The organism is Clavibacter davisi, assembly GCF_052751415.1.
Genome location: NZ_CP199882.1, coordinates 2,278,561 through 2,305,390 on the forward strand (window position 1 = coordinate 2,278,561; position 26,830 = coordinate 2,305,390).

Below are 26,830 nucleotides of genomic sequence, written 5' to 3' on the forward strand. Positions count from 1 at the left end.
AGCCTAGGCGGTGGTCGCGGCCGGATCCTCCGGGCTGCCGTCCGCGTCGGCGACGGGCGCGGCGGCGGCGCGGTCGCGGATCCGCGTGGCCGCCTCCCGCGGGAACGTGCTGCGGACGAGGTGGCGCGTGCCGTCGGCCGACTCGATCGACACGGCGGGGCCGGCGTCCAGCAGGACCGCGGCTCCCCCGCCCGGGAGGGCGCGGACGCCGATGCCGCGGACGGACCGCGGCCGGAGGTGGTCGACGACCGTGCAGTCCGCGATGGCCGCGTACGGGATCCGGATGCGCTTCACCGGCACCAGCGCGACCTCGACCTCGTCGGGATCCAGCGTGATGCGGATGCGGAACGACCCGACCACCGCGCCCGCCGCCAGCAGCACGAGACCCGCGACGATCCCGAGGACGCCTCCGCCGGTGGCGACGACGACCACGAGACCCAGCGCCGCGACCGCGAGCCCGACGACGCGGATCGCGCGCGGGGCGGGTGTGGTCTGGCGGAAGCGCGCGTCGGGCGAGGGCGTGGTCACGCCCTCACCCTAGGTGCGCGGCGGTTCGCCCGGGTCGGGCAGACCGGTCCGGCCGACGGGTCAGGCGTGCTGCTCGTCGTGCTCGCCCTCGGCGATCTCCTCGATCAGCTTCGCGTTGAAGGCGGGCAGGTCGTCGGGGTTGCGGCTCGTGACGAAGCCGCTGTCGACCACGACCTCCTCGTCGACCCACTCGGCGCCCGCGTTGCGCAGGTCGGTGGCGAGGGTCGGGTACGAGGTCATGCGGCGGCCGTCGACCACGCCGGCCTCGATGAGGATCCACGGCGCGTGGCAGATGGACGCGACGGGCTTGCCCGCCGTGAAGAAGGCCTTGGCGAACGCGACCGAGTCGGCGTCGACGCGGAGGTCGTCCGCGTTCACGACGCCGCCGGGCAGCACGAGGCCGTCGTACTCGGACGCGTCGGCGTCCTTCACCTGGACGTCCACGTCGAACGTGTCCGCCTTGTCGATGTGGTTCAGGCCCTGCACGGTGTCCGACTTCGGGGACACCAGCACGGGCGTGCCGCCGGCCTCCTGCACGGCCTTCCACGGCTCCGTCAACTCGACCTGCTCGAAGCCGTCCGTCAGCAGGAAGGCCACCTTGCGGCCCTGGATGCTCTCTCCGGTCATGTGCGTTCCTCCTCGTGAGAGTGGTGCCGCCCGGTCGGACGGCGCGTTCGACGCTACGCTCGCGCGCCGCCGGCGACCGCGGTGCGGAAGAAGTTCACGGGTCGTCCGGAGACGGCCGTGTCGATCGCGAAGACGCCGCCCGAGAGCGGGTGCTCCTCGAGCTGCTCCTCCGTGAGGTTCTCCCGTGCGGTGCCGATCACGAGGGTGCGGAGGTCGGGGCCGGCGAAGGCCACGGACGTGACGTTCGGCGCCGGGATCTGGATCTCCAGGTCCTTCGTGCCGTCGGGCGCCCAGCGGACGACCTTGCCCGCGCCGTAGATCCCGTTCCACGCGTAGCCGTCGACGTCAAGGGTGAGGCCGTCGCTCATCTCGCCGTGGATCCAGCGCTCCGGCTCCCCCAGCTCGCCGTCGGCGGAGTAGGGCGCGCGGTAGACCGTCTTCTCGGACGTGTCGGTGAGGATCATCGTGCGGCCACCGTCCGTCCACTCGAAGCCGTTGGTGATGGCGAAGCCGCCGAGGAGCGTGCGCAGGGTGCCGGAGCCGTCGATCGAGTAGATCGCCGCGTCGGGCTCGCCCTCGGTGACGTCCATGGATCCGATGACGAAGCGGCCGCGGGGATCGACCTTGCCCTCGTTCATCCGGATGCCGTCGTGCGCGTGCCGCACGTGCGCGAGCTCGCGCGTGATGCGGCCCTCCCGGTCGACGAGCACGATGCGGTCGCCGAGCCCCGCGACGTAGCCGCCGTCGTCGGCCGGCTGGAAGGACGCCAGCGGCGGCGGCAGCTCGAGGACCGTGTCGTCGGATCCGTCGACCGCGCCCGTCCACGGGCTCCGGTGCAGCGTGCCGGCCGTGATGTCGTTCCACATCACGTCGCCGGCGGGATCCCACCAGAGGCTCTCGACGAGGATCGCGCGGGCGTCGCGGAGGACGCGGAGGTCGGAGGTGAGGGCGCTCATGGATCCAGCCAAGCACCCGGGGGGCCGCTCGTCCGTCGAGCGAAGCGCCGGCCGCCCTGGCTGGACGCGCACTGTGAGCGCACTCACCGTTCGTGCGACACGGATCCGGCGGGCGTACCGTCGAAGGCAGGCCGGACGTCGCGCGAACGCGCGCCCGGCCCACGCGGGCCCGTCCCACCGGACGCCGCGCCGCACGGATCGGGAGACCCCCGACCCCACGAGAACGAGAACCGAGGAGTCGCACATGACCACGACCGTCGAACGCCCCACCAGCGCATCCGCGAAGGCCACCCAGCCCGAGGGCTCCAAGCCCACCAAGCGCCAGAACGCCGAGCGCGGCTTCAAGGCCAGCGAGCAGCTGCACGAGAACATGCAGAAGGTGCTCGTCGACCTGATCGAGCTGCACATCCAGGGCAAGCAGGCGCACTGGAACGTCGTGGGCAAGAACTTCCGCGACCTGCACCTCCAGCTCGACGAGATCATCGAGTCGGCGCGCGAGTTCAGCGACGACCTGGCCGAGCGGATGCGCGCCCTGCACGCCACGCCCGACGGCCGCAGCGACACCGTCGCCGAGACCACGACGCTCCCCGAGTACCCGCAGGGCGAGGTGGACACCGCCGAGACCGTCGACCTCGTGACCCAGCGCCTCGAGGCCGCCGTGCACACCATGCGCGAGGTCCACGACGACGTCGACGAGGAGGACCCGACCACCGCGGACCTGCTCCACGGCTTCATCACCGCGCTCGAGCAGTACGCGTGGATGGTCTCCGCCGAGAACCGCCGCGTCGGATCCGCCGCCGAGTAGCGCGAGCAGCACGCACATCACGATCCGAGGGCCGCGCCACCAGGTGCGGCCCTCGTCATGTCCGCACGCATCACGATGACGCCCCTCCCGAGGGGCAGTGAGGAGACCGAGATGGATCTCGGCATCACAGGGAAGACCGCGCTCGTCACGGGCGCCGACTCGGGGATCGGGTGGGAGACCGCCCGCATCCTCCTCGCGGAGGGCGCCACCGTCGTCCTCAGCGACCAGGACCAGGGCGCGCTCGACGAGGCCGCTGCGAAGCTCGACGGCGGCGACCGCGTGCACGCGTTCGCGGCCGACGTGACGAGCGTCGCCTCGCTCGACGCGCTGCACGAGAAGGTGCAGGAGGCCGTCGGCGACATCGACATCCTCGTGCAGTCCGCGGGCATCACCGGCGCGCAGGGGCTCTTCCACGAGATCGATGACGAGGGCTGGACGAACACCATCGAGGTGGATCTCCTCGGACCCGTACGCCTCGTGAAGCGGTTCCTCCCGTCGCTCCGGAAGGGCGGCTGGGGCCGGATCGTGTTCCTCGCCTCCGAGGACGCCGTGCAGCCGTACGACGACGAGCTCCCCTACTGCGCCGCCAAGGCCGGGATCCTCGCGCTGTCGAAGGGCCTGTCGCGCAGCTACGCGAAGGAGGGCCTGCTCGTGAACGCGGTGTCGCCCGCCTTCATCCACACGCCCATGACCGACGCGATGATGGAGAAGCGCGCCGACCAGCTGGGCACCTCGACGGAGGACGCGATCGAGTCGTTCCTCGACGAGGAGCGCCCCTACATGGAGCTGAAGCGCCGCGGCGAGCCCGCCGAGGTCGCGAACGTCGTCGCGTTCCTCTGCTCCGACCTCGCGTCGTTCGTGAACGGATCCAACTACCGCGTCGACTCCGGATCGGTGGCGACGATCTGATGGCCGGCCTGTCGAAGGGCGACCGCGTCACCTGGAACACGCCCCAGGGCGAGACGCACGGGAAGGTCGTCGAGGAGAAGACGAAGGACTTCCAGCACGACGGCCAGCACTTCACGGCATCGGGCGACGAGCCCGCGTACATCGTGGAGAGCGACAAGTCCGGCACGACCGCGGCCCACAAGGGATCCGCGCTGACGAAGAGGAAGTAGGCGCGGCCTCCCCCGCGGGTACCGGCGACCGGTACCCGCGAGGGGCGACCCGGCCGGATCCCCGCGCCTAGGCTGTGGCCGATGGACACCGGGACCGCCGACGCGACGCGCGCACGCACGCCGCGCGCACCCCGGCACCGCGACGGCGTGGAGCTGTTCGTGGACGTGGTCGTCGGCCTCGTGCTCGCGGGCATCGCCGTGAACCCGCCGGTGGACGTCCAGGAGGCGGGTCTCCACGTCGCCGTCCTCATGCTCCTGGCGGTCGTCGTGCGCTCCGTGTACCCCGGCGCGGCGCTCGCGCTGGCCTGGGTCATGGCGCTGGCGCAGTGGCACGTGGGTGAGCGCCCCGGCTTCGCGGACCTCGCCCTCCTCCTCGTGCTGTACTCGACCGCTCGGCGCGGGTCGCGTGCGACGGCCGTGCTGGGCGCCGCCTCCGCCGTCGTCGGGGGTGCCATGGCCACGGTGTACCTGCTGCACACGGGCGCCCGCTACTCGCTCCTCATCAGCCCGGGCGGCCTCGGCGCCATGATCTTCGTCGCGGCCCCGGTCCTGATGCTGCTGCTCGCGTGGCTGACGGGTCTCGTGATCCGCGTGGTCCGCGCCCGCAGTTCGGAGTCGCGCCTCCGCGTGCAGGCCGAGGACACCGCCGTGAAGGCCGTCGACCTCGCACAGACCGAGACGCTGCGGGCGAGCATGGCGCGCGACGTGCACGACATCGTCGGGCACTCGCTCGCGGTGATCATCGCGCAGGCCGACTCGGTGCAGTTCCTCGACGACGAGGAGCGGATCCGCGGCGTCTCCGCCACCATCGCCGACACCGCGCGCCGGTCGCTCGCGGAGGTGCGCGAGGTGCTGAGCGGCACGAGCACGGCCGACGGCGACGACGGGCCCGAGGACCTCGACGCGGTCGTCGCGCAGGTGCGGGCCGCCGGCGTCGACCTCGTACACGAGGTGCGCGGGCAGCGCCGGGCCGTGGATCCGGCGCGCCAGGTCGTCCTGCGCCGCGTCGCGCAGGAGATGACCACCAACGCGATGCGGCACGGCGCCGCCGGCGGCCGCATCCGCCTCCGCGAGACGTGGCGCGCGGCCGACGTGGTGCTCGAGGTCGAGAACCCCGTCGTCCCGCCGGGTGCCGTACCCGACCGCGCCGGCCCGCTCGGCCTCGAGTCGCTGCGGCTCGGCACCGGCGTCGAGGGCATGCGCGCCCGGCTCGCGGCCGTCGGCGGCGACCTCGAGGCCGAGGCCGTCGACTACCTGTTCACCGCCCGCGCGCGCATCCCCCTGCCATCCGCCCATTCCATGCCCGTGCCGGGAGGCCGCCCGTGATCCGCATCGTGCTCGTCGACGACCAGGAGCTGTTCCGCGGCGGCGTGCGCGTCGCCCTCGACGCCCAGCCCGACCTCGAGGTCGTCGGCGAGGCCGGCGACGGACGGGAGGGCCTCGCGGTGATCGACGAGCTACGACCCGACGTCGTGCTGCTCGACATGCGGATGCCCGTGATGGACGGCCTCGAGACCGTGCGCGCGCTCTTCGGCGGCTCGCGCGCCGAGCCGCCGCGGGTCATCGTGCTGACCACGTTCGCGCTCGACCGCGCGTCCGCCACCGCGATCCGCGGCGGCGCGAGCGGCTTCCTCCTCAAGGACGCGACGCCCGCCTTCCTCGCCGCGGCCATCCGCGCCGTGCACGCGGGCAGCGCCGTGCTCGCGCCCGACGAGCTCACGCAGCTGTTCACGTCGGACGCCGCCGCGGCGCCCGCTCCCCCGGCGCCGCCCGCGTTCCGGTCGCTGAGCGCGCGCGAGAAGGACGTCTTCGGGCACGTGGCGCGCGGCCTCTCGAACGCGGAGGTCGCCGCGCTCGAGTTCGTGAGCGAGTCGACCGTGAAGACGCACGTGAGCAGCATCCTCGCGAAGCTGGCGCTCCGGGATCGCGTGCAGCTCGTCGTGTACGCGCACGACCACCGGCTCGTGGAGCGCTCGGGGGCGTAGCGGATCAGCCGCCGAGCGCGCCGCCGCAGCGGTGGACCTCGGTCGCGAGGGCGTCGATCTCGGCGCGCGCGGTCTCCGCCGGGACCGACGGGTCCACGTCCTCCGCCCAGATCGTGAAGGCGACCTCGGTGCCGTCCTCGGCGTCCGCGATGCCGGTGAGACCGTGCATCCGCTCGAGCGTGCCGGTCTTGCCGCGGATGCGCCCTGCCGCCGCGTCGGCCTCGCCCGTGAACCGGCCGCCCTCCGCGAGGGTGCCGGTGCGCCCGGCGACGGCGAGACCGGCGTCGACGATCGCGAGGTCGTCGACGTGCTGCGCGATCCGCACCATGAGCCGCGTGAGGAGGAGCGCGGGAACCCGGTTCCCGTCGGACAGGCCGGAGCCGTCGATGAGCACGACGCCGTCCATCGGCAGGTCGAGCGCGGCGAGGGCGGTGGGCGTGCCGCTCCGGATGTCCGTCGCGGCGCTCCCGGCGCCCGTCTCGATCGCGACGAGCCGCGCCAGGGTCTCGGCGAGCGTGTCGTCGGAGTGGGTGAGCATGTGGCCCACGAGGTCGCGCACGGGCGCGGACTCGACGGTGCCGAGCACGGCGGCTCCGGCGGGCGCGGTCACGAGCGGGCCGTCGGTCGCGACGCCGTCGCCGTCGCCGTCGCCGAGCAGCTCCGCGAACGCGTCCGCCGCGCGCGCGACGGCCGCGTCACCCCGGCGCGAGTAGGGCTCGGCCGGGTCGTCGCGGTCACCGTCGACCATGAGCGCGGTGATGTTCGACATGGATCCGCCGCGCCGGGCCTCCAGCGGCCACTCCGGCAGCCAGGCGGGACCGGTGAAGAGGCTGCTGTCGACCTGGAGGCGGCGGACGAGCACGCCGGCGGTGTCGGGGTCGGCGCGCCGGGCGTCGAGCACCTGCCGCGCCAGGTCGTCGAGGTGCGGGGCGCCCGGGTAGACGCCGTCGGTGCCCGACGGCAGACGGCTGAGCGTGGGGTCGCCGCCGCCCACGAGGACGACCGTGTCGGCGCGCGCGCCCTGCACGACGCGCGTGGCGATGCGCCGGTCCGGGCCGAGCGCCTCGACGGCCGCCGCCGCCGTGAGGACCTTCATGGTGCTGGCGGTGGGGGCGGGCACGTCGCCGCGCACGTCCGCCAGGGTCGCACCCGCGCCGCGGTCGACCTCCGCCGCGGAGGGGTGCAGCGTGCCGGTGGACCAGCCGCCGGTCAGCGCCTCGACCGTGCAGCCGGCGGGATCCGCGGAGGCGCCGCCGACCGGCGACGGGATGATCCCCGTGGCGACGCCGGCGCCCACGACGGCGGTCGCGACCACGGCCGCGAGGAGCGCCCGCCGTCGCCGGGCGACGCGCGAGCTGGGGCGCGGCGACCGTCGCACGGGCGCGGGCTGGGATCCGGTCATGTCCCCAGGGTAGGAAATGCGGAGGCTGCCCGCCTCCGCCGCGCGGACGATTCGCGTGGGCGGACACGCGGCATCAGCGCAGCAGCCCGCCCTGCCGCCCCGACTCCGCCCAGGCGAGCGCACGCGTGACGACGCGCTCGCTCACGTCGAGCACGCGCGCGATCTCGGCGGTGTCGCGGCCCTTGGAGCGCTCCTCGACGGCGATCATGAGCTTCCGCCGCGTGATGCCCTTGGGCAGCGATGGCGGGGCGGGTGCCGTCGGCGCGGGTGCCGCGGCGGGCTCGGCCGGTCGGCGGCGGTGCTTCTCCTCAGCTGCGGTCGCATCCACGGTGGCCAACGCGAGCGTGACCGCGAAGAGGCCGCGCCCGGCGGCGGTGCCGGCCTCCAGCCCGTCGCGGATGGCGCGGAAGGCTATGCCGCGCGCCTCGAGCCCGTTGAGGATCCGCACGACGTCGGTTGATCCCGGCCCCAGCCGATCGAGGCTCACGACGAGCAGCTCGTCGTTCTCGCGGAGGTAGTCGAGGGCGTCCTGCAGGCTCGGACGCGCGGCCTTCGGGCCCGCGGCGACGTCGACGAAGATGCGCTCGCAGCCCGCGGCGTCGAGGGCGTCGACCTGGTCCTGGTACGACTCGTCGGCGCGCGCGACGCGCGCGTATCCCACCAGCGTGGTCATGCGCCGTCCCTCACGATGCTCTCCCCCTGCTCCTGCCTCCCCCTCAGCCGAGCGCGCGACGGGCGGACGCCTCTGAGGCGCCCGCCCGTCCGCTCACGCGTGGATCAGCTCGCGTCGTCGGGCTGCGGCGAGGCCGTGTCCTTCTTCTCCTGCAGGCGCTCGATCTGCTCGCTCGCCTCCGCCTTGTTGAGGTCGGCGGGGATCTCCTCGCCGGCCTGCGTGGCGAGCGAATCGAGGTAGCTGCGCTGCGCACCCGTCATCGGCTCGTCGCCCGTGACCCACGTGCTCGGGTCCTTCTCGGCGCTCTGGGGCGGCGTGGGCGTGGAGGAGCCGAGCATCTCCTTGTCGCCGGTGGTGTCCTGGTTGGCATCGCTCATGGTCGTGTCTCCTCGTGGTCGTGATTCTGACGCTACTCGCGACCCCCGACGCTCGACCGGCCGGGCGGCAGACGATCGACACCGAGCGGCTAGCGCCCGCGACGGGCGGGGCGCGCCGAGGCCGACCAGCTCGATCCACCGGCGAGGCGGGCCGATCTCGCGCGCCTCACCGGGTGAGGCGCACCGTGTCCTGGAAGAGCTCGACGATGTTGTACATGAGGCGCACCGAGTTGATGGGGACCAGACGGACGCGCCCGACCGAGGTCGGCTCCGGGCGCAACCAGCCGACGTCCCCCGTGCGGATCTGCTCCGCCTTCTTCGCGAGCGCCGGCGAGACGACCGCGTAGCGCGTCCACTCCCCCGCCGCCCAGGCGCGTCTCGTGACCCAGCTCGCGTCTGCCGGCACCGCGGGCTCCTGCCCGGGCGCGGCATCGACGCGGCGCTGGAGGAGGTCGGCGTCGTGCTCGTCGACCTCGTCCCCGTGGGCGAGCGACCAGGCGGGTCCCAGGCGCAGCCACGAGGTGAGGAGCCCGAGCGAGACGGACCGCGTGGTGCGGTGGAGGGACACGACCGTCGACCCGGCGTCGTCGATCCGCTGCGCCGCGACGAGCGCGTCGGCTCCCGCGTACCAGCTGTTGAAGGTCGTGTGGCGACCCCCGGTGTCTGCCGTGGCGCCGAAGAGCGTCTTCGCCTGGGACCGCACCGCGAGCAGCGACTCCCCCTCGGGCTTCATGCCGCCGGAGGCGGAGACCAGGCCGAGCTCGCGGAGCTCGACCATCTGCGCGGAGCCGCTGTCGACACGCGCGAACACCCCGCGGGTGCGGAGGGTCGCGAGCTGCTCCCAGGCGGCAGCGCTCATGGTCAGCTCGCTCGGGGGGAAGGGCTGGGATGCGCCGACGCCGGTGAGCAGCTCGAGCTGCACGCCGTGACCGATGCGTTCCATGGCCGCGAGGTCGAGCGGTGTCCCGGTCATGCGTGCACCCTCATCTCGGTCGAGCTGGCGATCATGTTGAACATCTCGTCGTACGCCAGGAGATCGACCACGTCGCAGCTCCCCGTGACCTCGATCGAGCGCGACCCGGTCGAGAACACGTACTGGGCGACCGCCACGCACACGCCGGACGCCTCGTAGAGGTAGTGCACGACGCGGCCCATGGCGTCGTCGCGGTTCCACTCCATGTCGGAGTAGACGTGCGACCAGCCGGAGTACGCGTGCGCCTGGGCGATGCAGCGGGCGCCGAGCTCGACGATCGTCTCGGTCGACTCCCGCACGAGGACCACGGCGTTCGCTCGGAAGGTGGCGTCCTTCCTCTGCGGTTCGGCGATGACGACCACGCGGTCGTCGCCCGTCTCGAGGATCTCCCACGTGGTGGGCATCCCCATCGTGATCAGTGGTGCTTCGACGGGTATCCAGTTCGTCGTCATGTGCGCTCTTCCCGTCTATTCGTCATCTCGGCATCAGTGGTCACGAGTCCGCCTTATCCATCGCAGATCCGGCGATGTCCCCTCCGATCTCGCCGCCGATGGCCCCGCCGAGGACGCCGCCGACGAACCCGCCGATCAAGCCCCCTCCGAGCGGGAATATCGCCTCCCCGACAGCGATGCCCACAGCCTGCCCGACGCCAGAGCCGATTTCTGCGCCCACGGCAGCGCCGGCGGTCTTCACAACAGCGTGTAGGCCCGCACGGGCCACACGCGTCCCCTCATTCCAATCGGGATGCCGTGCCTCGTCTTTGCTCATCTCGTCCGCGAAGGTGGTCACGCCGGATACGACGGTCCCCGCTACCCCCAGCCTTCGACCCCAATCGCCAGCCGTGCTCTCAACGGCATGGTCAGGCCCCCCGCCGAAGGGGTTCAACGCCTTCACCACGTCGCGACCCAATTGCTTCAGGTCGGGCGGCGAGACCTTGAACAGCGCCTGACCGGAGGCCTTCGCCTCCAGGATGGCTTGGAAGGTGGGCTTGATCTCCGTCGACACGTAGAGACCCTTCGTCACGATCCCCTGCCCGAAGACCACACGGGGATCGTCCATTACCATGCCGACCTGCTGAGCGGCGTTGGTCACCTGCGTCTCGGTATCCCGGCCCAGTTTGACCAGCGCGATGGCGCAGTCCACGTCCGCCTGCTCCACCGCTTCGTTGAATTGCGTCACGCGCGCATCGAGGTCGAATTGCTGCTGGAGCGGCTTCGAGCGATAGCTGTCGCTAGCCGGTGTCCCTGCGGACGCAGCGGGGACGGGGCCAGCCAGCAGCATGAGATCCAACAAGGCATGTTCCTCGACGAGAGCACTCCTTCGCCTCTCCAGGTCGGCGAGAGCCGAGGCGTAGTCATTCAGCGCCTTCTTCACAGCGGCTGCGTCCTGACCTATCGTCGACGAGAGAGTCGTGGGGCCGGACAGGGCGCTGAAAGCGTGATCGGAGTCGGGCGTCTCGAACACGTCGGCTACGGACAACCGAGACCAGGCCCCCTTCACCGTGTTCATGACGTCGTCCACCGCCGGACCGAGCTTGTCGAAGCCCGCGGCTGCTGACTCGATTGCGGCCGAGCTCGGCACAATTGCGATGTCGGGGCGGGTCACCGCCCTATCCCCTCTGCGGAGTGGGACGCCATCTCCTCGTCTCCCTGGACATACGCATCGAGGGCGAGCTTCGTCTGGTCGGCCGCCTGCTCGACGCCACTCCTGACCTTCTGGATCTGCGAGAGGAAGGGGTTGCGGGCGAGCCTCGCGAGCGCGGCCGCGGTCTTCGGCCCCGCGATCGCTGAGGCCGCGTCGATCGCCGTCTGAGCAGCCGTCGCCACATCATCCAGACCCGAGATGCCCATCTTGGCGTCGGCGATGGCTGACCCCGCGGCTGCGGGGTCGATGCGCCAGCCGTTGCCGCTCACTGGCGGCGTCATGCCGTCACCCCCTGCTGGCGCACGCCACCGGGGCCGAAGGAGCGCACGCGCGGCTGGTGGGAGCGTTGGGGCAGCTGATGGACGTTCACCAGGGGCCGGCCGCTCGGCGCCGCGCGGCGCGCGCGCTGGACTGCAGCGCAGGCGACGCGCCTGGCGACGGGAGCAGGGTTCGTGAACGTTCCGATGCGGACGGTGACATGCGATGGATCGAGCGTAGAGGACACGGGCAGATCCTCACAGGTGTTAGAAATCCGCGCGCCTATTCCCCGCAGGTGCGTCAGAGCCCGATGCTCATGTGTTCAGCGGCCGGATGCCCGGACGCAGCGATGAACCCGCGTGCGGTCTAGCCCCGAGATCCTCGCCAACTGGACCGCGCGACCGGAGCTTCCGGGCTGAGACTCATGAAGAGCGCGCCCAGCAGCGCGCTACCTGCGGAACAGGAGACCCCCGGGCCGGGAGAGGCTGTCGCCGACGAGAGGTGAGGAGCGGAGAGCGCGGCGACCAGGACAGGAGCGACGACGCGCAAAGCGTGCATCCGCGTCGAATTCCGATGTCCGAGCGCGAACACCATCCGCCGACCGAGCGCCGTCACATCCGAGTCACGAATGCGCGTCCTCGCCGGACTTGCATTCGCGAGCCTCACCGTTCGGTGGCGTCGGGCGGGAGGCCGCGTCCGCGGCGCCGTCCGACGGACCCACGTGACTGGCCGGGGCCTCGCGTACCGCCCCTCCGACGACCCCGCCCAGCCGCGACGCCGCCGCGAATCCCTTCTCCTCGCCGCCGCCGAGATCCTCACCGAGCGGGCCACTCAACGGCGGCGTGCCTTTCTCCGCCACGGAGGCGACGATCCTCTTCCGCGACGCTCCGGGGTCCAGCCCCATCTGGACCTTGTACCACCGCGGCAGGAACGGACGCGGCAACCAGGCCATCCCCACAAAGCTGAGGCCCGCGAACGCGAGACCCGCGTACAACACGGGATCAGAGACCGGCTGCGGCAGAACTCCTCCCACGCCGGTCACCAAAAACCCCACGCCCATCCAGCCGAACGCCACAGGCAATACCCGGTAGATCCGGAACCTCCCTGCCCACCCCCGCCAGACGCCGGAGAAGGCCAGAGCCCCGATTGCGGCGAAGATCCCGCCCACGATGAAGAAAATCACGAAGTCGGAGGGGTCACGGTGCCCATCAGCGACCACCGCGCCAGCCGCGGCGCTGGAGGACAAGGGATGCGCGACGAGCAAGACGAGTGACTTCACCCGCGAAGCCTTCCATCCCTTCGGGGTTCGTGTGTGCGACCGTGCACACCCTTCTCCGCGTCACCGCCGAGAACCTCCCCGAGCGGCCCCCGCGACGGAGGATGCCCCATCCTGGACCCGGAGATGGCGGCCTTCTTCCGCGTCGAGCCGCACTCCAATCCCATCTGGGCGATGTACCACCGCGGCAGGAACGGACGCGGCAACCACACCATGCCCAGCAGGCTCAGACCCGCGAACCCCAGAGCAGGGAACACCACGAAATCGGACAACGGCTCCGGCAAGCCCCCCCCCCACACCGCTCAGATCGCCCGCGGCGGTCGGCGCGGCGGGAGGGCGGGTCAGCGCCGCCCGCCGCGCAGCAGCGCCTCCCGGTGGTCGGTGACCGCCCGCAGCAGCCGGCGCTCGTCGTCGAGGTGCCCCGCCTCGGAGCGGCCGGACGCGGCGGGCCGCTCGGACAGCATCCGCTGCCGGGCGAAGGCGAGCCGCGTGGCGTCGCGCGTGAACAGCCCCATGGCCCGGCCCGCGTCGCCGCCGCGGGTGCGCGCCCACAGCCGCGCGCGCCGCCGGCCCTGCCACGTGCTCAGCATCTCGACCTCGGCGGGCGTGAACCAGCCGACGGCCGCGTACTCGCGGAGGCGGCGGCGCGTGAGGTGGATCTCGTAGCGGCGCAGGAGGATCACGACCGTCACGAGGAACGCGAAGATCGGCACCTGGAGCAGCACGTAGAAGGAGAGGAAATCGCCCGTGATGGTGACGCCCGTGTTCCAGAGCGCGTGCAGCACGATCGCTCCGACCAGCCCGATCGCGCCGGAGCCGAGCGCGGCGCCCGGACCGCGGCGCGCGCCGTAGCCGATGGCGATGCCGGTGATCATGGTGAAGGTCACGTGCGCGAAGGGCGAGAACAGGCCCCGCAGCACGAAGGTGCCGACGAGCTCGCCCGTGGTGCCCTGCACGAGCGGACCGCCGAAGTAGACGATGTTCTCCGTGAAGGCGAAGCCGGCCGCGCTGGTCGCGCCGTAGACGACGCCGTCGACCGGCCCGTCGAAGTGGCGGCGAGCGACCCAGAACACGAGGAGCAGGCCGAGCGCCTTCGCGGACTCCTCCACGACGGGCGCCTGGACGGCCAGCTGCAGGAAGTCCGTGTACCCCGTCGGCACGCCCACGGCGAGGCGCGCGTACTGCACGACGAGGTCGAACAGCAGCGCGATGGCCACCGACGCGGCCGCGCCCCAGAGCAGCGCGAACAGGAGCGCGAGGCGCGGCTCGGGCTCCCAGCGGTCGACCCAGCGGATCGCGAGCAGCACGCCGGCCAGCGGGACGAGCGCGAGGAGGGCGCAGATCGCGACGGCCTGCACCCCGAGGCTCAGCACGAGGTACGCGGCGACGACGAGGCCGACGAGCAGCAGCACGGCGACGCCCACGACGCCGAGCACGGCCGACGCGGTGATGCGGCGCGGCGCGTGCGGCGTGGGGAGCTCCATGGCGCGCGGCGGCGAGGAGGGCGACGGGCGGTGGACGGTCACGGGGACGGACGGGTCGGTCACGACGGCCCTCTCTTCGGCGGATCGGCGTCGCCAGCCTATCGACGGGCCCGACGGCCGTCCGAGCCGGCGACGCGCGCGGACATGCGGGCGTCGCGGGGTCGCGGATCCCCCGGTCAGGCGGCCTTGCCGGGGTTGAGGATCCCCTGCGGGTCGAACACGCGGCGGATCCCGGCGGCGAGCCCCATGACGTCGTCGCCCAGCTCGTCGGCGAGCCAGCGCCGCTTGAGCAGGCCCACGCCGTGCTCGCCCGTGAGGGTGCCGCCGAGGTCGACGGCCGCGCGGAAGAGGAGGTCGGCCGCGCGCCAGACGTCGTCGGGGATGCCGCTCGTGTCGCCGTCGGGCGTGGTCGGGTCCTCGGGGATGCAGAAGTTCGGGTGCAGGTTGCCGTCGCCCGCGTGCGCGACGGTGGGGATCCGGAGGCCGGTCGCGCGCTCGATCTCGCGGATCCGCGTGAGCATGTCCGCGAGGCGCGACCGCGGCACGGCCACGTCCTCGATGAGCACGCGGCCGCGGGCGGCGAGCGCCGGATGGAAGGCGCGGCGGATCGCGAGGAGCCGCTCGCCCTCGTCGGCGTCGTCGGTCACGTCGGCCGTGCCGCCGCCCGCGACGACCATGTCGACCACGCGCGCGGCCTCCGCGGCGGCGTCCGGGCCGTCGCAGCGCACGAGGAGGTGCGCGGATCCGCGGGAGGAGTGGTCGGTGCCGAGGAACGCGTCGATGGCCTCGAGGGCGCCCGCGTCGAGCAGCTCCATGGCGGCCGGGCGGATGCGCGCGGCCGTGACGGCGGACGACGCGGCCGCCGCGGAGGCGGAGTCGGGGAAGAACGCGGCGACGGTCGACGGCGTCGCGGTCGGCAGCGGGCGGAGGCGGACGGTCGCGCGCACGATGACGCCGAGCGTGCCCTCGGAGCCGATCATCAGCGCCGTGAGGTCGTAGCCCGTGACGCCCTTCACCGTGCGATGGCCGGTGTCGACCACGCGGCCGTCGGCGAGGACGACCGTGAGCGCGAGGACGGCCTCGCGGGTCACGCCGTACTTGGCGCAGAGGAGGCCGCCGGCGTTGGTGGCGATGTTGCCGCCGATGGTGGAGATGGCCTTGCTCGCGGGATCCGGCGAGTACCAGAGGCCGAGCGGCGCGAGCCGGGCGTTGAGGTCGTCGTTGAGGACGCCGGGCTCCACGACCGCGAGCTCGTCGGCCTCGCTCACCTCGAGGATCCGGTCCATGCCCCGCACCGACAGCACGATCTCGCCCGCGGTCGCCGTCGCGCCGCCCGCGAGGCCCGTGCCCGCGCCACGCGTGACGACGGGCGTGCCGGTGGCGCTCGCGATGCGGAGGGTCGCGACGACGTGGTCCACCTCGGTCGCGCGGACGACGGCGATCGGATCCGCGGGGCTGCGGTAGCCCGACCGGTCGGAGCGCGCCTCCTCGAGGGACGCGGCGTCGGTGACGACGACGTCGCCGAGGGCGGCGACGAGCTCGGCGCGGACGGCGTCTGCGGGCGCCGACTCGGACGCAGGGGCGGTGCGGATCACGGCGTCGTCGATCATGCGATCCACCCTAGGTCGCGCGCCGGCCGCGGTCGGCGGCGTCGGGCAGGCTGGGCGCATGGACTCCCCCGGCGCCGCCGCGCCCGCCGCCAGCCGCGGACCGGTCGCGCCGGCGCACGTCGCCCGCACGACGATCGCCGTGCCCGCGCCCTTCGACGGTGGCGGCGTGATCCGCTTCCTCTCCTGGCACGCCGTCGCGGGCGCCGAGGAGGGCGACGACACGTCGTTCACGCAGTCGGCCCGGCTCGCGCACGGCTCGGGGACGGTGACGGTGCGGCTGCTCGACGCCGAGCCGCGCGACGACGCGACCGACGCGACCACCCGCCTGGAGGTGACCACCCGCGTCGAGCATCCGGCCGACGCCGCGGAGCTCCTCGCCGGCACGCGCCGCCTCCTCGGCCTCGACGTGGACGCCGCGCGCATCGACGCCGACCTCGCCCGCGACCCGGCGCTCGCCGCGGCCGTCCGCGCGACGCCCGGCCTCCGGATCCCCGGCACGCTGGATCCGCGCTCCACCCTGTTCCGCACCATCGTCGGCCAGCAGATCTCGGTCGCCAGCGCCCGCGCCACCCACGGCCGCATGACGGCGGACCTCGGCGAGGACCTGCCCGCGTCGGTGGCGCACGGATCCGTCACGCGCCTCATGCCGTCGGCCGCCCGCATCGCGCGCGACGGCGCGGAGCTCCTGCGCGGACCCGCGCGGCGCACGGCGACGCTGATCCGACTCGCCGAGGCCCTCGAGACGGGAGAGCTGGTGATCGCGCACGGCATGCCGCGCGCCGAGCTCCGGGCCGCCCTCGTCGCGTTCCATGGCGTGGGCCCCTGGACCGCCGACTACGTCGCGATGCGCGCGCTCGGCTCCCCCGACGTGCTCCTGTCGGGCGACCTCATCGTCCGCCGCGGCGCGGCCGCCCTCGGCCTGCCCGACGAGGCACGCGCCCTCGACGCGCGCGCGGCCGCGTGGTCGCCGTGGCGCTCCTACGCGACCCTGCACCTCTGGCGCGTCATGACCGACGGGATGCCGGCGGCGGGCTGATCGCCCGATCCGTCAGCGTGCGCGACGGCGGCCCGACGCCCCCAGCCCGCCGATGACGACGAGGAGCACGAGGGCCATCGCGATGACGCTCCCGATCGCGACGACGGATGCGCCGCCAGCCGCCAGACCTGCGGCGAGCGCTCCGAGCGACGCGACCAGCGCCCCCAGGAGCACGATGAGGATCGTTCGGGATGCGCTCTTCGCGTCGGACATGCGGCTCCTCGTGGCGTCGTCGCCGCGTGCGGGGCAGCGGTCGCCTCCACCGTATGCCCGGCAGTGCCCGGCCGCTCCCCGGTCGCTCCCCGTTCGCTCCCCGTTCGCAGGGTCCCCCACCGCGTGCTGTGCCTAGGCGCTCTTCCTCTCGGCGGACTTCCTCGGGGCGGACTTCGCCGCCTGGGACTTCTTCGGAACGGACTTCGCCGCCTGGGACTTCTTCGCGGCGGGCTCCTTGGCGGCGGGCTCCTCGGCCGCGGACTTCTTCGCGGCGGCCTGCTTCCCGCTGGATCCCTTCGCCGCCGGTTCCTTCGCGGCGGTCCCCTTCCCCGACGCCTTCGCGGCGGTCCCCTTCCCCGACGCCTTCGCCCCCGCCTTGCGCGCCGGCGCCTTCCCCCCGCCGGATCCCCCACCCCGGCTCCGCTCGATGCTCCGCTTGAGCGCGTCCATGAGGTCGAGCACCTCGCCGCCCGCGTCCTCCTCGTCGGAGTCACCCTCCCCGAAGGTCGCGTCGGTGTCGAGGGAGTCGCCCTGCGCGAGCTTCGCGTCGATGAGCACGCGCAGCTGCTCCTGGTACTCGTCGCTGAACCTCGACGGGTCGAAGTCCTCCGCGAACCCCTCCACGAGCTGCGCCGACATCTTGAGCTCCCGCGGCGAGACCTTGGGCGCGGCGTCGAGCGACGGGAAGTCGGCCTCGCGCACCTCGTCGTCCCAGAGCAGCGTCTGCAGCATGAGCACGTCGCCGCGCACCCGCAGCGCCGCGAGCCGGGTGCGCTGGCGGAGGGTCACGTGCACGATCGCCGTGCGGTCCGTCTCCTGCAGCGTCCGGCGCAGGAGCGCGTACGACTTCGGACTCGACGAGTCGGGCTCCAGGAAGTAGCTGCGGTCGAGCATCACCGGGTCCACCTGGTCGCTCGGCACGAACTCGACGACGTCGATCTCCCTGCTCTTCTCCTCGGGCAGCGCGGAGAGGTCCTCCTCCGTGATCACGACCGTGCGGTCGCCGTCGTCGAAGGCCTTGTCGATGTGGGCGTAGTCGACGACCTTGCCGCACACCTCGCAGCGGCGCTGGTAGCGGATCCGCCCGCCGTCGGCGTCGTGCACCTGGTGCAGCGGGACGTCGTGGTCCTGCGTCGCGCTGTAGACCTTCACGGGCACGTTGACGAGGCCGAAGGTGACGGCGCCCTTCCAGATGGCTCTCATGGGTCGAGTGAACACCCGCGGGGCCATGCTGGAGCGATGGCGGGCGCGAAGCAGCAGGTGGAGGTCGAGGGGCGGCGGATCACGCTGACGAACCTCGACAAGGTGCTGTACCCCGCGACGGGCACGACCAAGGGCGACGTGATCGCGTACTACGCCGCCATCGCGCCGCACATGCTGCCGCACCTCCGCGACCGGCCCGTGACCCGCAAGCGCTGGGTCGACGGCGTCGGCACCGACGAGCACCCGGGGAAGATGTTCTTCCAGAAGGACCTCGACGCGCACACGCCCGAGTGGGTGCTTCGCCGGGCGATCCAGCACCGCGACCACCAGAACGACTACCCGCTGGCGAACGACGTGGCGACCCTCACCTGGCTCGGCCAGATCGCCGCGCTCGAGCTGCACGTGCCCCAGTGGCGGTTCGGCCGGACGGGCGACGAGCGTCGGCCCGACCGGCTCGTGCTCGACCTCGACCCGGGTCCCGGCGCCGGCCTCCCCGAGTGCGTGGAGGTCGCGAAGGCGGCCCGCGCGATCCTCCGCGACATGGGCCTCGAGCCCCACCCGGTGACGAGCGGATCCAAGGGCATCCACCTCTACGCCGCGCTCGACGGCAGCCACGACGCCTCTCACATCTCCGAGGTCGCGCACGAGCTCGCCCGCGCGCTCGAGGCCGACCACCCGGATCTCGTCGTCAGCGACATGAAGAAGGCGCTGCGGACCGGCAAGGTGCTCGTCGACTGGAGCCAGAACAACCCCGCCAAGACGACGATCGCGCCGTACTCGCTGCGGGGGCGCCCCCGGCCGACCGTCGCGGTGCCGCGCACCTGGCGGGAGCTCGCGTCGCCGGGCCTGCGGCACCTGGAGATGGACGAGGTGATCGCGCGGATGCGGAGGCGCCGGGATCCGCTCGCCCCCGTCGAGGAGGGCCACCGCGAGAGCCTGGAGCCGACGCCCGAGCGGCTCGCGTCCTTCGCGCGGAAGGAGCCCGACGCCGCCGACGACCGGCTCGCGACGTACCGCGCCAAGCGCGATGCCACCAAGACGAGCGAGCCTGTCCCCGCCGACGCGCCCGCCCCGTCCGAGGGCCGCTCCTTCGTGATCCAGGAGCACCACGCCCGCGCGCTGCACTGGGACTTCCGGCTGGAGCACGACGGCGTGCTGGTGAGCTGGGCCCTCCCCAAGGGCGTGCCCACGGAGCACGGCACGAACCACCTGGCGGTGCAGACCGAGGACCACCCCGTCGAGTACGGGTCCTTCGAGGGCACCATCCCCGCGGGCGAGTACGGCGGCGGCGAGGTGACCATCTGGGACGCGGGCACCTACGAGCTGGAGAAGTGGCGCGACGGCGAGGAGGTCATCGCGACGCTGCACGGCCGGGGCGCGGGCACCGGCATCGACGGGCCGCGGCGGTACGCGCTCATCCACACGGGCAGGCACGGCAAGGCCGACGCGAACTGGCTGATCCACCTGATGGAGCCCGCCGGCGCGCCCGCGAAGGCGCCCGGGAAGCAGGCACGGGCCGCGGGGCTCGAGAAGGCGGCGGGCCGCACGCGCGTCGGCGCGCGACGGAAGGGGGGCACCGCGTCCGCCCCCGCGCCCATGCTCGCGACCGCGGCGACCGGCGCCGGTCTCGACCCCGACGAGGAGTGGGCCGTCGAGATGAAGTGGGACGGCTACCGCGCGATCGCCGTCGTCGCGGACGGCCGCGCCACGATCACGAGCCGCAACGGCGTCGACCTCACGGCCGCCTTCCCCGAGCTCGCCGAGCTGCCCGACGCGCTCGACGTCGACGACGCGGTGCTCGACGGCGAGATCGTCGTGCTGAGCGAGGGCGGCCGCCCCGACTTCGGCCTCCTGCAGACGCGCCTCGGCCTCACGGGAGAGAAGGAGGTCGCCCGCGCCCGGAAGGCCGCGCCCGTGCACCTCATGCTGTTCGACGCGCTCGCGATCGGCGACCGCGTGCTCGTGGAGGAGCCGTACCGCGAGCGCCGCGCCGCCCTCCTCGACGCCATGCGGTCGCCGGGCCGCGGCCGGATCCAGGTCCCGCCCGCGTTCGACGGCGACCTCGACGGAGCGCTCGCCACCAGCCGCGAGCTCGGCCTCGAGGGCGTCGTCGCCAAGCGCGTCGACGCGCCCTACGAGTCGGGCCGTCGCTCCAGCGCCTGGGTGAAGGTCAAGCACCACCGGGCGCAGGAGGTCGTGGTCGGCGGCTGGCGGCCCGGATCCGGCAGCCGCGCGTCCGGCATCGGCTCGCTGCTCGTCGGCGTCCCCGGCCCCGACGGCCTGGCGTACGCGGGCCGCGTGGGCACGGGGTTCACCGAGCGGGACCTCGCCGACGCCCTCCGCCGCTTCCGCCCGCTCGCCCGGAAGACGAGCCCGTTCGCCGACGTGCCGGCCGCCGATGCCCGCGACGCGCACTGGATCACGCCGCGCCTCGTCGGCGAGGTCGAGTTCGCCGAGTGGACCTCCACCGGCCGCCTCCGCCAGGCGTCGTGGCGCGGCTGGCGGCACGACAAGTCGCCCGACGAGGTCGTCCGCGAGGACTGATCCGCGCACGGGCGGGCGCGTGCACGCGGGGTGGACCGTCCATGCACGTTATGACCGCAACCGCGCCCGTCCGCGCGCGCCCGATACGCTCGGGGTCATGAAGTTCGCCCACCTGCTCGCCGACGACGGCGTGACCCCCCGACTGGCCGCGATCGTCTCGGAGGGCCAGGCGCTCTTCCTCGATGAGGTGCTCGACGACTCCCCCCGCGACCTCCAGGACCTCATCGAGCGCGGCGACGACGAGATGGCCCGCGTGCGCGCCACCGTCGAGCGCGCCGTGGCGAGCCGCACCAGCACCACGCCGGTCGACGGCCTCACGCACGCGTCCGCCGTGCTCCGCCCGCCGGCCGTCTACGCCGTGGGCCTCAACTACTCCGCGCACGCCGAGGAGCTCAACATCACGAGCGCCTCCGCCCCCACCGTCTTCGCGCTCTGGCCGAACTCGCTCGCGGGCCACGAGGGCACCACCAGCTGGCCGCGCTCGCTCAGCGAGGAGGTCGACTACGAGGTCGAGCTCGGCGTCGTCATCGGCCGCGCCGCCCGCGACGTGTCCGAGGCCGACGCGCTCGACCACGTCTTCGGCTACACGGTCGTCAACGACATCACGGCCCGCAACCTCCAGTTCTCGGAGCAGCAGTGGAGCCGCTGCAAGAGCTTCGACGGCTTCTCCCCCACGGGTCCCGTCGTCGTCACGCGCGACGAGGTGCCGGATCCGCAGGACCTCCGCATCACGACGGTCCTCGACGGCGAGACGGTGCAGGACGGCAACACCCGCGGCATGGTCCGCACGGTCGCGCGTCTCGTCTCCTACCTCTCCACCTCGTCCACACTCCAGCCGGGCACGCTCATCTCCACGGGCACCACGAGCGGCGCCGGCTACTCGCGCGACCCGCAGATCTTCCTGAAGGACGGCAGCACGGTCACCGTCTCCGTCGAGGGCGTGGGCACGCTCACGACGCACACGCGCATCCTCTGACGCGACCCGGGCGGCCGGCGGATCCGCGCGTACGCTCGATCGCATGACCGACCGCGCGCAGGACCCCATCCACGACCACTCCATCCCGGAGGACGCCGACATCTCCGCGCCCGACGCGGCGGATCCCGAGACGGACGAACTGCACGACGCCACGGGCCGCCGGGACGACGCGGACGCGTAGCCCTCCCGGCCGACGCACGCCCGCCGCGTCTAGGCTCGACGCATGATCAACCGTCTCCTCTTCCTCGCCGGCATCGGCACCGGCTACGTCCTGGGCGCACGCGCCGGGCGCACGCGCTACGAGCGCATCGCCCGCACCTCGCGGTCCGTGTGGTCGAGCGAGCCCGTGCAGCGCGGCGTCCGCCAGGCCCAGACCGTGCTCGACGAGAAGGGGCCGGTCGTCGTCGAGCGCACGGTGGAGACCGCGCGCGAGGTCGCGGACTTCGTCGGTCACGCCGTGCAGGGCGCCGCGGTCGCCGTCGGCCGCACCGCGCACACCGTGGGCGAGCGGATCGGCGCCACCACGCAGGACATCGCGGGCCGCGTCGGCAGCACCACCCAGGACATCGCGGGCCGCGTCGGCAGCACTACCCAGGACATCGCGGGCCGCGTCGGCGACACGGCCAAGGACCTCGGCACCCGCGCCGCCGGCCAGACCAAGCACGTCGTCGACCGCGTCGGCCAGCAGGCCACGGAGGTCGGCCACCGCGTCGCGGAGACCGCCGAGGACGTGCGCGACCGCGTCGTCGGGGGCGCCGAGGAGGCGCGGACACGCGTCCAGGCGACGGCGGACGACCTGCGCGAGCGTGGCGAGGAGGCCGGCCGCCGTGCCGTCTTCACGGCCGCCGAGGCGCGCGACGAGGCGCTCGCGTCGTTCGACGACGAGGACGAGACGGGTCCCGTCGTGATCCCCGCCACCGGCGCCGCCCTCGCGGGCGAGCAGGACGCGTCGGCCGACGGCGCCGAGGACGAGGCCGACGAGGACCTCGACACGCTCGGCCCGGACGACCTGGGCGAGCCCGCCGACGCCGACGAGGAGCAGCCCACCGGGGGCGCTCCTGCCCCCGTGCCCGCGCCCGCGAAGCCGAAGGCGTCCGCGTCGGCGAAGAAGACCGCGCCGAAGCCGAAGGCGTCCCCGAAGCCGTCGGACGCCCCGCACGTCCCCACCCCGGCCGACATCGCCGGATCCGTGCACCGCGAGGAGCCCGCGCACCCCGCCCCCGCGGACGACGCGACCGGCACCACCGCGGCCCGCACCACGTCCGAACCGGACGCGTAGCGCCCGCCCCGCCGACCGACCCCGCGAGCGCGGCGGACGGGTACGTCGAGGCGTTGGCGACGGGTCAGTCGCGGCGTGCGCGACGGGTCAGGACGCCGGCGGGGTGATGCCCACCGCGGGTGCCGCGCCCGCCTCGACCTCGGCGAGGAACAGGTCCGCCGCCTCCCTGTCGACCGGCGACTCCCCACCGCAGTACGCGCAGCTCACGACGCGGCGGATGAGGAACGGGAACACCGGGATGAAGAAGAGGGTGAACCACCGCGCGCGCCGCACCAGCCGCTGCGCCGCCTCGTGCCTGCACAGCAGGCACACGAAGAAGAGCTGGCCGAGGATGCGCACCATGCCCCGCGTCCCGAAGATGATCATGATCGATTCCCGTCCTGTCCCGGCGCCGCGGAGAGCGGATCGCCGGTCCAGAGTAGGGGCGCCCCGCGGCGGTGCGGGCCGGTCGCCGGCTGTGGTATGCGAGCCGACGCCGAGCTCGGCTCAGTTCAGGGCTCCGCCCTCCTCGGCCGCGTGGGCCGCGAGCATCTCCGGCGTGATCACGGACATCGCCGCCGTCACGGGCTCGAGCCCGGAGAGCCGGTCGGGCGCGAGGATCTTCTCCACCTGGCTCCGCGTCATCAGCCCCGCCTCCACCACGAGGTCCGGGATCGAGGCGCTCGTCATGAGCGCCGTCTTGGCGAGGCTGGAGGAGGCCGCGTAGCCGATGTACGGCGTGAGCGCCGTGACGACGCCCACCGACGACTCCACCTGCGCGGCGAGCCGCTCGGTGTTGGCCGTGATCCCGTCGATGCAGTTCACCCGCAGCGTCTTCGCCGCGTTCCGCAGCCAGCTCAGCGACTGGAGCAGCGAGTGCGCGATGACCGGCTCGAACGCGTTGAGCTGCAGCTGCCCGCCCTCGGCCGCCATGGTCACCGTCACGTCGGCACCCGCGATGGAGAACGCGACCTGGTTGACGACCTCGGGGATCACCGGGTTGACCTTGCCGGGCATGATGCTGGATCCCGCCTGCCGCGGCGGCAGGTTGATCTCGCCCAGCCCCGCCTGCGGCCCCGACGACAGCAGCCGCAGGTCGTTGCAGATCTTGGACAGCTTGATGGCGCCGCGCTTGAGCGTGGAGGACAGGGTCATGAAGACGCCCGCGTCGCTCGTCGCCTCGATGAGGTCGCTCGCGGTGACGAGCGTGTAGCCCGTGATGGCGCTGAGGTGCCCGCGCACGGCGGCCGCGTAGTTCGGGTCCGCGGTGATGCCCGTGCCGATCGCCGTCGCCCCGAGGTTGATCTCCGAGAGCAGCGGCACCAGCTCGCCGAGCCGCGCGTGGTCCTCGCCGAGCGTGGTGGCGAAGCCGTGGAACTCCTGGCCGAGCGTCATGGGCACGGCGTCCTGCAGCTGCGTGCGCCCCACCTTCAGCACCTGCGAGAACTGGGCGCCCTTCGCGAGGAACGACCGGCGCAGCAGGTCGAGCTCGTCGAGCGTCTGCAGCAGCGAGTGGATGAGCGCGACCTTGAGCGCGGTCGGGTACGTGTCGTTCGTCGACTGGCTGCGGTTCACGTCGTCGAGCGGGTGCATGTGCTGGTAGTCGCCGAGCGCGTGGCCCGCCTTCTCGAGGGCGCGGTTCGCGATGACCTCGTTGGTGTTCATGTTGGTGCTCGTGCCGGCGCCGCCCTGGATCACGCCGACCACGAACTGGTCGTGCAGGTGCCCCGCGATGATCTCGGAGCAGACCTCGTCGATCTGCTTGGCCTTCCGCGCGTCGAGCACGCCGATCTGCACGTTGGCGCGGGCCGCCGCCTGCTTCACCTGCGCGAGCGCGATGACGAACTCCGGGTAGACGCTCAACGGCCTGAGGCTGATGGGGAAGTTCTCGAGGGCCCGGGCCGTGTGGATGCCCCAGTAGGCGTCCGCGGGGACCTCGAGGCTCCCCAGGCTGTCGGTCTCGATGCGGACGGGGTGGCCGTCCGGGTGCGGGATGCGGTCGTCGTTCGGGCTCACTGGTGTCATGGGAGGCTCCATCGTCTCGTCGCTCGTGGCAGGAGGATCCCCCGACCCTACTAGCGGCGCGCGGCCCGCCCGAGGGTGCCCGGGCACGCGGATAGGCTCGGCGGATGCGCCGCTTCCTCGGGATCGACCTCGCCTGGGCGGAGGGCACCGCGACCCGCCCGGCGCGCGAGACGGGGCTCGCCTGCATCGACGCCTCCGGCCGGGTGCTCGACCTCGCCACCGCGCGCGGCATCGACGAGGTGGTCGCCTGGGTCGCCCGATGGGACGGACCCGGCGCGGTCGCCGCGGTCGACGGCCCGCTCGTCGTCGCCAACGCCACGGGCAGCCGCCTCGCCGAGAAGGAGGTCGCGTCGCGCTACGGCCGGTTCGGCATCTCGGCGTACCCGTCGAACAGGGGCCTGCCCGCCCAGGGCGCGGTCGCGCTCCGGCGGCGGCTGGAGGACGCGGGCTGGGAGTACGACGACGGCTCCCCCGCCGATCGCGACGTCGACGCCCGCACGATGCTCGAGTGCTACCCGTACACGACGCTCGTCGGCGCCCCCGAGCTCGGCTTCGACGGGATGAAGCCGCGGTACAAGCGCCTCGCGCCGCTGCTCGCCACCGCCGAGCGCCGGCCCGCCCGCGCCGCCGAGTTCCGCGTCGTGCTCGACCGCGTCGCGGGGCTGGCGCAGGCGGATCCGCCCCTCGACGTGACGACGCACCCCGGCTCCGCGGCGCTCGTCGCTGACGGCCCGGCGCTCGTCGAGCGGCAGCACAAGCACCTCGAGGACCTGCTCGACGGGCTGATCTGCGCGTGGACCGCCGCGTACTGGGCACGGTACGGCACGACCCGCTCGCAGGTGCTCGGCGCGACCGACCCGGTGGTCGACGAGCTCGGGCGGCGCGGCACCATCATCGCGCCGGCACGGCCGCACCAGCGGGCGCCGCACGATCCGCTGCACGCGCCCGCGGTCTGAGCCGGACGGTGAGCCCGTCGGGCCTCCGGACGGCCGGTGCGGATCAGCCCCGGCGCCGCCCGAAGCGCAGCTGGAGCACGAGGAGGAGGTTCTTCACGAGCGTGTCGCTCGGGATCTTCGACTCGCCCTCGGTGCGGTCCATGAACACGATGGCCACCTCGGTCGGCTGCGTCGCCTCGCGGAGCGCGCGCTGCTTCATCTCGATCTGGAAGCCGTAGCCCGTGGTCGTGATGGTGGACGGCCGGATCCGCCGCAGCAGCCCGGTCTCGTAGAGGTTGAAGCCGCCCGTGTAGTCGGTGATGCGGGAGCCGAGGAACAGTCGCGTGTAGAGGTTGCCGCCCACGCTGAGGAAGCGGCGCTTGAGGTCCCAGTCGGGCGTCGCGCCGCCGCGGATGTAGCGCGAGGCGACCACGAGGTCGGCGCCGCCGCGGACGCGGCGCAGCATCTCGGTGATGTAGGCCGGGTCGTGCGAGAGGTCGGCGTCCATCTGGAGGATGTGGGTGGGCGGCTCGTCGGATCCGAGCAGGAGCTCGAACGCCCAGATGTACGCGGCGCCGAGGCCGGCCTTCTCCGCGCGGGTCTCGACGCGCACCGAGAACGTGTCGGTCTCGACGCTCGCCGCGAGGTCGCGGACGAGGGCGGCGGTGCCGTCCGGCGAGGAGTCGTCGACGATCATGGCGGTGATCGCGAAGTCGCGGTTCTCCGCCGCCATGGCCGCGAGCCGGGGCAGCAGCTCCCCGACGTTGCGCGCCTCCTCGTAGGTGGGGATGACGATCGTGAGACTGCTCAAGCTGGTGGTTCCGTCTCCGAGTCGAGGGGTCGACCCGTTCTCGGGCCCCGACGAGTCTAGCCAGCCACCGCGCATCCGCCCGCGAGCCCCTGCGCGCGCCCGTTATGCGCTTG

At 73.3% G+C, this 26,830-nt stretch carries 29 protein-coding genes; 11 read left to right on the top strand and 18 right to left on the bottom strand.

The window, feature by feature from the left end; genetic code table 11:
• Positions 1-3: 3 nt before the first annotated feature.
• From ACU4ZT_RS10755 to ACU4ZT_RS10765, 3 genes are read right to left on the bottom strand one after another with little or no spacing between them, the layout of a single operon-like run.
• Positions 4-528, bottom strand: a complete 525-nt coding sequence (locus tag ACU4ZT_RS10755; protein WP_063070565.1) for a hypothetical protein — start codon at positions 526-528, stop codon at positions 4-6.
• Between the two features lie 60 nt (positions 529-588).
• On the bottom strand, positions 589-1,155 hold the full coding sequence (locus ACU4ZT_RS10760) for a type 1 glutamine amidotransferase domain-containing protein (protein WP_414748955.1): 567 nt from the start codon (positions 1,153-1,155) through the stop codon (positions 589-591).
• A 53-nt stretch (positions 1,156-1,208) separates the two neighbouring features.
• A complete protein-coding gene (locus ACU4ZT_RS10765; RefSeq protein WP_445337148.1) occupies positions 1,209-2,111 on the bottom strand; it encodes an SMP-30/gluconolactonase/LRE family protein in 903 nt (300 codons plus the stop codon).
• Between the two features lie 244 nt (positions 2,112-2,355).
• Between ACU4ZT_RS10765 and ACU4ZT_RS10770 the strand changes: the two genes are divergently transcribed.
• The 5 genes from ACU4ZT_RS10770 (at position 2,356) to ACU4ZT_RS10790 (ending at position 6,019) form a co-directional block, all read left to right on the top strand.
• Entirely contained in the window at positions 2,356-2,916 is a 561-nt protein-coding gene (locus ACU4ZT_RS10770; RefSeq protein ID WP_063070568.1) for a Dps family protein, read from the top strand.
• A 111-nt stretch (positions 2,917-3,027) separates the two neighbouring features.
• On the top strand, positions 3,028-3,825 hold the full coding sequence (locus ACU4ZT_RS10775) for an SDR family NAD(P)-dependent oxidoreductase (RefSeq protein WP_270981101.1): 798 nt from the start codon (positions 3,028-3,030) through the stop codon (positions 3,823-3,825).
• Complete coding sequence (locus tag ACU4ZT_RS10780) at positions 3,825-4,034, top strand: hypervirulence associated TUDOR domain-containing protein (RefSeq protein WP_063070570.1); 210 nt, start codon at positions 3,825-3,827, stop codon at positions 4,032-4,034. The genes ACU4ZT_RS10775 and ACU4ZT_RS10780 overlap by 1 nt, the downstream gene beginning before the upstream one ends.
• 81 nt (positions 4,035-4,115) lie before the next feature.
• The gene (locus ACU4ZT_RS10785) at positions 4,116-5,360 is read left to right on the top strand and encodes a sensor histidine kinase (protein WP_445337149.1); all 1,245 of its coding nucleotides are present in this window, start codon (positions 4,116-4,118) and stop codon (positions 5,358-5,360) included.
• Complete coding sequence (locus ACU4ZT_RS10790) at positions 5,357-6,019, top strand: response regulator (RefSeq protein ID WP_445337150.1); 663 nt, start codon at positions 5,357-5,359, stop codon at positions 6,017-6,019. Before ACU4ZT_RS10785 ends, ACU4ZT_RS10790 begins: the two co-directional genes overlap by 4 nt.
• A 4-nt stretch (positions 6,020-6,023) precedes the next feature.
• Here ACU4ZT_RS10790 and ACU4ZT_RS10795 read toward each other — a convergent pair whose 3' ends face one another.
• The 10 genes from ACU4ZT_RS10795 to ACU4ZT_RS10840 form a co-directional block, all read right to left on the bottom strand.
• Positions 6,024-7,421, bottom strand: coding sequence for a D-alanyl-D-alanine carboxypeptidase/D-alanyl-D-alanine-endopeptidase (locus ACU4ZT_RS10795; RefSeq protein ID WP_445337151.1), 1,398 nt, complete (start codon positions 7,419-7,421; stop codon positions 6,024-6,026).
• 73 nt (positions 7,422-7,494) lie between these two features.
• The gene (locus ACU4ZT_RS10800; protein ID WP_445337152.1) at positions 7,495-8,094 is read right to left on the bottom strand and encodes a recombinase family protein; all 600 of its coding nucleotides are present in this window, start codon (positions 8,092-8,094) and stop codon (positions 7,495-7,497) included.
• A 104-nt stretch (positions 8,095-8,198) separates the two neighbouring features.
• Complete coding sequence (locus ACU4ZT_RS10805; protein ID WP_270981096.1) at positions 8,199-8,471, bottom strand: DUF3072 domain-containing protein; 273 nt, start codon at positions 8,469-8,471, stop codon at positions 8,199-8,201.
• A gap of 166 nt (positions 8,472-8,637) precedes the next feature.
• Positions 8,638-9,444, bottom strand: coding sequence for a hypothetical protein (locus ACU4ZT_RS10810; RefSeq protein ID WP_445337153.1), 807 nt, complete (start codon positions 9,442-9,444; stop codon positions 8,638-8,640).
• On the bottom strand, positions 9,441-9,848 hold the full coding sequence (locus ACU4ZT_RS10815) for a hypothetical protein (RefSeq protein ID WP_063070577.1): 408 nt from the start codon (positions 9,846-9,848) through the stop codon (positions 9,441-9,443). Before ACU4ZT_RS10815 ends, ACU4ZT_RS10810 begins: the two co-directional genes overlap by 4 nt.
• Before the next feature lie 88 nt (positions 9,849-9,936).
• Entirely contained in the window at positions 9,937-11,049 is a 1,113-nt protein-coding gene (locus ACU4ZT_RS10820; RefSeq protein WP_414748960.1) for a hypothetical protein, read from the bottom strand.
• A complete protein-coding gene (locus ACU4ZT_RS10825; protein WP_445337154.1) occupies positions 11,046-11,369 on the bottom strand; it encodes a DUF6507 family protein in 324 nt (107 codons plus the stop codon). Before ACU4ZT_RS10825 ends, ACU4ZT_RS10820 begins: the two co-directional genes overlap by 4 nt.
• A gap of 599 nt (positions 11,370-11,968) precedes the next feature.
• Positions 11,969-12,625 carry a hypothetical protein gene (locus ACU4ZT_RS10830; protein WP_445337155.1) on the bottom strand — a complete coding sequence of 219 codons (657 nt, stop codon included), beginning with the start codon at positions 12,623-12,625 and terminating at the stop codon, positions 11,969-11,971.
• A gap of 338 nt (positions 12,626-12,963) precedes the next feature.
• Positions 12,964-14,169, bottom strand: a complete 1,206-nt coding sequence (locus ACU4ZT_RS10835) for a PrsW family intramembrane metalloprotease (RefSeq protein WP_445337156.1) — start codon at positions 14,167-14,169, stop codon at positions 12,964-12,966.
• 113 nt (positions 14,170-14,282) lie between these two features.
• Positions 14,283-15,716, bottom strand: a complete 1,434-nt coding sequence (locus ACU4ZT_RS10840; protein WP_445337157.1) for an FAD-binding oxidoreductase — start codon at positions 15,714-15,716, stop codon at positions 14,283-14,285.
• Between the two features lie 58 nt (positions 15,717-15,774).
• Between ACU4ZT_RS10840 and ACU4ZT_RS10845 the strand changes: the two genes are divergently transcribed.
• A complete protein-coding gene (locus tag ACU4ZT_RS10845; protein WP_414764045.1) occupies positions 15,775-16,752 on the top strand; it encodes a DNA-3-methyladenine glycosylase family protein in 978 nt (325 codons plus the stop codon).
• A 12-nt stretch (positions 16,753-16,764) separates the two neighbouring features.
• Here ACU4ZT_RS10845 and ACU4ZT_RS10850 read toward each other — a convergent pair whose 3' ends face one another.
• Both ACU4ZT_RS10850 and ku read right to left on the bottom strand, forming a co-directional pair.
• Positions 16,765-16,965, bottom strand: coding sequence for a hypothetical protein (locus ACU4ZT_RS10850; protein WP_063070586.1), 201 nt, complete (start codon positions 16,963-16,965; stop codon positions 16,765-16,767).
• Between the two features lie 132 nt (positions 16,966-17,097).
• A complete protein-coding gene (gene ku, locus ACU4ZT_RS10855; RefSeq protein WP_063070587.1) occupies positions 17,098-18,168 on the bottom strand; it encodes a non-homologous end joining protein Ku in 1,071 nt (356 codons plus the stop codon).
• 36 nt (positions 18,169-18,204) lie between these two features.
• Between ku and ACU4ZT_RS10860 the strand changes: the two genes are divergently transcribed.
• The 4 genes from ACU4ZT_RS10860 to ACU4ZT_RS10875 all read left to right on the top strand — a co-directional run bounded on the left by ACU4ZT_RS10860 (position 18,205) and on the right by ACU4ZT_RS10875 (position 22,967).
• A complete protein-coding gene (locus ACU4ZT_RS10860) occupies positions 18,205-20,712 on the top strand; it encodes an ATP-dependent DNA ligase (protein WP_445337158.1) in 2,508 nt (835 codons plus the stop codon).
• A 97-nt stretch (positions 20,713-20,809) separates the two neighbouring features.
• A complete protein-coding gene (locus tag ACU4ZT_RS10865; protein ID WP_063070589.1) occupies positions 20,810-21,688 on the top strand; it encodes a fumarylacetoacetate hydrolase family protein in 879 nt (292 codons plus the stop codon).
• A gap of 43 nt (positions 21,689-21,731) precedes the next feature.
• Entirely contained in the window at positions 21,732-21,869 is a 138-nt protein-coding gene (locus tag ACU4ZT_RS10870; protein WP_165771393.1) for a hypothetical protein, read from the top strand.
• Positions 21,870-21,911: 42 nt separating this feature from the next.
• Positions 21,912-22,967: a hypothetical protein gene (locus ACU4ZT_RS10875; RefSeq protein ID WP_445337159.1), complete on the top strand. Its 1,056-nt coding sequence runs from the start codon at positions 21,912-21,914 to the stop codon at positions 22,965-22,967.
• An 87-nt stretch (positions 22,968-23,054) separates the two neighbouring features.
• Here ACU4ZT_RS10875 and ACU4ZT_RS10880 read toward each other — a convergent pair whose 3' ends face one another.
• Positions 23,055-23,333, bottom strand: a complete 279-nt coding sequence (locus ACU4ZT_RS10880) for a zinc-ribbon domain-containing protein (RefSeq protein WP_445337160.1) — start codon at positions 23,331-23,333, stop codon at positions 23,055-23,057.
• A 120-nt stretch (positions 23,334-23,453) separates the two neighbouring features.
• The gene (locus ACU4ZT_RS10885; RefSeq protein WP_063070592.1) at positions 23,454-24,971 is read right to left on the bottom strand and encodes an aspartate ammonia-lyase; all 1,518 of its coding nucleotides are present in this window, start codon (positions 24,969-24,971) and stop codon (positions 23,454-23,456) included.
• A 104-nt stretch (positions 24,972-25,075) separates the two neighbouring features.
• Between ACU4ZT_RS10885 and ACU4ZT_RS10890 the strand changes: the two genes are divergently transcribed.
• Positions 25,076-25,927 (top strand): DUF429 domain-containing protein, encoded by an 852-nt coding sequence (locus ACU4ZT_RS10890; protein ID WP_445337161.1) that lies wholly within the window; start codon positions 25,076-25,078, stop codon positions 25,925-25,927.
• Positions 25,928-25,970: 43 nt separating this feature from the next.
• Here the strand turns inward: ACU4ZT_RS10890 and ACU4ZT_RS10895 are convergent, their stop codons facing one another.
• Positions 25,971-26,717: a polyprenol monophosphomannose synthase gene (locus ACU4ZT_RS10895; protein WP_063070594.1), complete on the bottom strand. Its 747-nt coding sequence runs from the start codon at positions 26,715-26,717 to the stop codon at positions 25,971-25,973.
• Positions 26,718-26,830 lie beyond the last annotated feature (113 nt).

Bases quoted from the DNA above. Each gene is read 5' to 3' on its own strand.
- ACU4ZT_RS10770 (WP_063070568.1), top strand. From the start codon at position 2,356: ATGACCACGACCGTCGAACGCCCCACCAGCGCATCCGCGAAGGCCACC.
- ACU4ZT_RS10880 (WP_445337160.1), bottom strand. From the start codon at position 23,333: ATGATCATCTTCGGGACGCGGGGCATGGTGCGCATCCTCGGCCAGCTC.
- ACU4ZT_RS10890 (WP_445337161.1), top strand. From the start codon at position 25,076: ATGCGCCGCTTCCTCGGGATCGACCTCGCCTGGGCGGAGGGCACCGCG.
- ACU4ZT_RS10760 (WP_414748955.1), bottom strand. From the start codon at position 1,155: ATGACCGGAGAGAGCATCCAGGGCCGCAAGGTGGCCTTCCTGCTGACG.
- ACU4ZT_RS10825 (WP_445337154.1), bottom strand. From the start codon at position 11,369: ATGACGCCGCCAGTGAGCGGCAACGGCTGGCGCATCGACCCCGCAGCC.
- ACU4ZT_RS10775 (WP_270981101.1), top strand. From the start codon at position 3,028: ATGGATCTCGGCATCACAGGGAAGACCGCGCTCGTCACGGGCGCCGAC.
- ACU4ZT_RS10845 (WP_414764045.1), top strand. From the start codon at position 15,775: ATGGACTCCCCCGGCGCCGCCGCGCCCGCCGCCAGCCGCGGACCGGTC.
- ACU4ZT_RS10765 (WP_445337148.1), bottom strand. From the start codon at position 2,111: ATGAGCGCCCTCACCTCCGACCTCCGCGTCCTCCGCGACGCCCGCGCG.
- ACU4ZT_RS10810 (WP_445337153.1), bottom strand. From the start codon at position 9,444: ATGACCGGGACACCGCTCGACCTCGCGGCCATGGAACGCATCGGTCAC.
- ACU4ZT_RS10815 (WP_063070577.1), bottom strand. From the start codon at position 9,848: ATGCCCACCACGTGGGAGATCCTCGAGACGGGCGACGACCGCGTGGTC.
- ACU4ZT_RS10840 (WP_445337157.1), bottom strand. From the start codon at position 15,716: ATGATCGACGACGCCGTGATCCGCACCGCCCCTGCGTCCGAGTCGGCG.
- ACU4ZT_RS10780 (WP_063070570.1), top strand. From the start codon at position 3,825: ATGGCCGGCCTGTCGAAGGGCGACCGCGTCACCTGGAACACGCCCCAG.
- ku (WP_063070587.1), bottom strand. From the start codon at position 18,168: ATGAGAGCCATCTGGAAGGGCGCCGTCACCTTCGGCCTCGTCAACGTG.
- ACU4ZT_RS10800 (WP_445337152.1), bottom strand. From the start codon at position 8,094: ATGACCACGCTGGTGGGATACGCGCGCGTCGCGCGCGCCGACGAGTCG.
- ACU4ZT_RS10885 (WP_063070592.1), bottom strand. From the start codon at position 24,971: ATGACACCAGTGAGCCCGAACGACGACCGCATCCCGCACCCGGACGGC.
- ACU4ZT_RS10850 (WP_063070586.1), bottom strand. From the start codon at position 16,965: ATGTCCGACGCGAAGAGCGCATCCCGAACGATCCTCATCGTGCTCCTG.
- ACU4ZT_RS10805 (WP_270981096.1), bottom strand. From the start codon at position 8,471: ATGAGCGATGCCAACCAGGACACCACCGGCGACAAGGAGATGCTCGGC.
- ACU4ZT_RS10795 (WP_445337151.1), bottom strand. From the start codon at position 7,421: ATGACCGGATCCCAGCCCGCGCCCGTGCGACGGTCGCCGCGCCCCAGC.
- ACU4ZT_RS10875 (WP_445337159.1), top strand. From the start codon at position 21,912: ATGATCAACCGTCTCCTCTTCCTCGCCGGCATCGGCACCGGCTACGTC.
- ACU4ZT_RS10870 (WP_165771393.1), top strand. From the start codon at position 21,732: ATGACCGACCGCGCGCAGGACCCCATCCACGACCACTCCATCCCGGAG.
- ACU4ZT_RS10865 (WP_063070589.1), top strand. From the start codon at position 20,810: ATGAAGTTCGCCCACCTGCTCGCCGACGACGGCGTGACCCCCCGACTG.
- ACU4ZT_RS10860 (WP_445337158.1), top strand. From the start codon at position 18,205: ATGGCGGGCGCGAAGCAGCAGGTGGAGGTCGAGGGGCGGCGGATCACG.
- ACU4ZT_RS10785 (WP_445337149.1), top strand. From the start codon at position 4,116: ATGGACACCGGGACCGCCGACGCGACGCGCGCACGCACGCCGCGCGCA.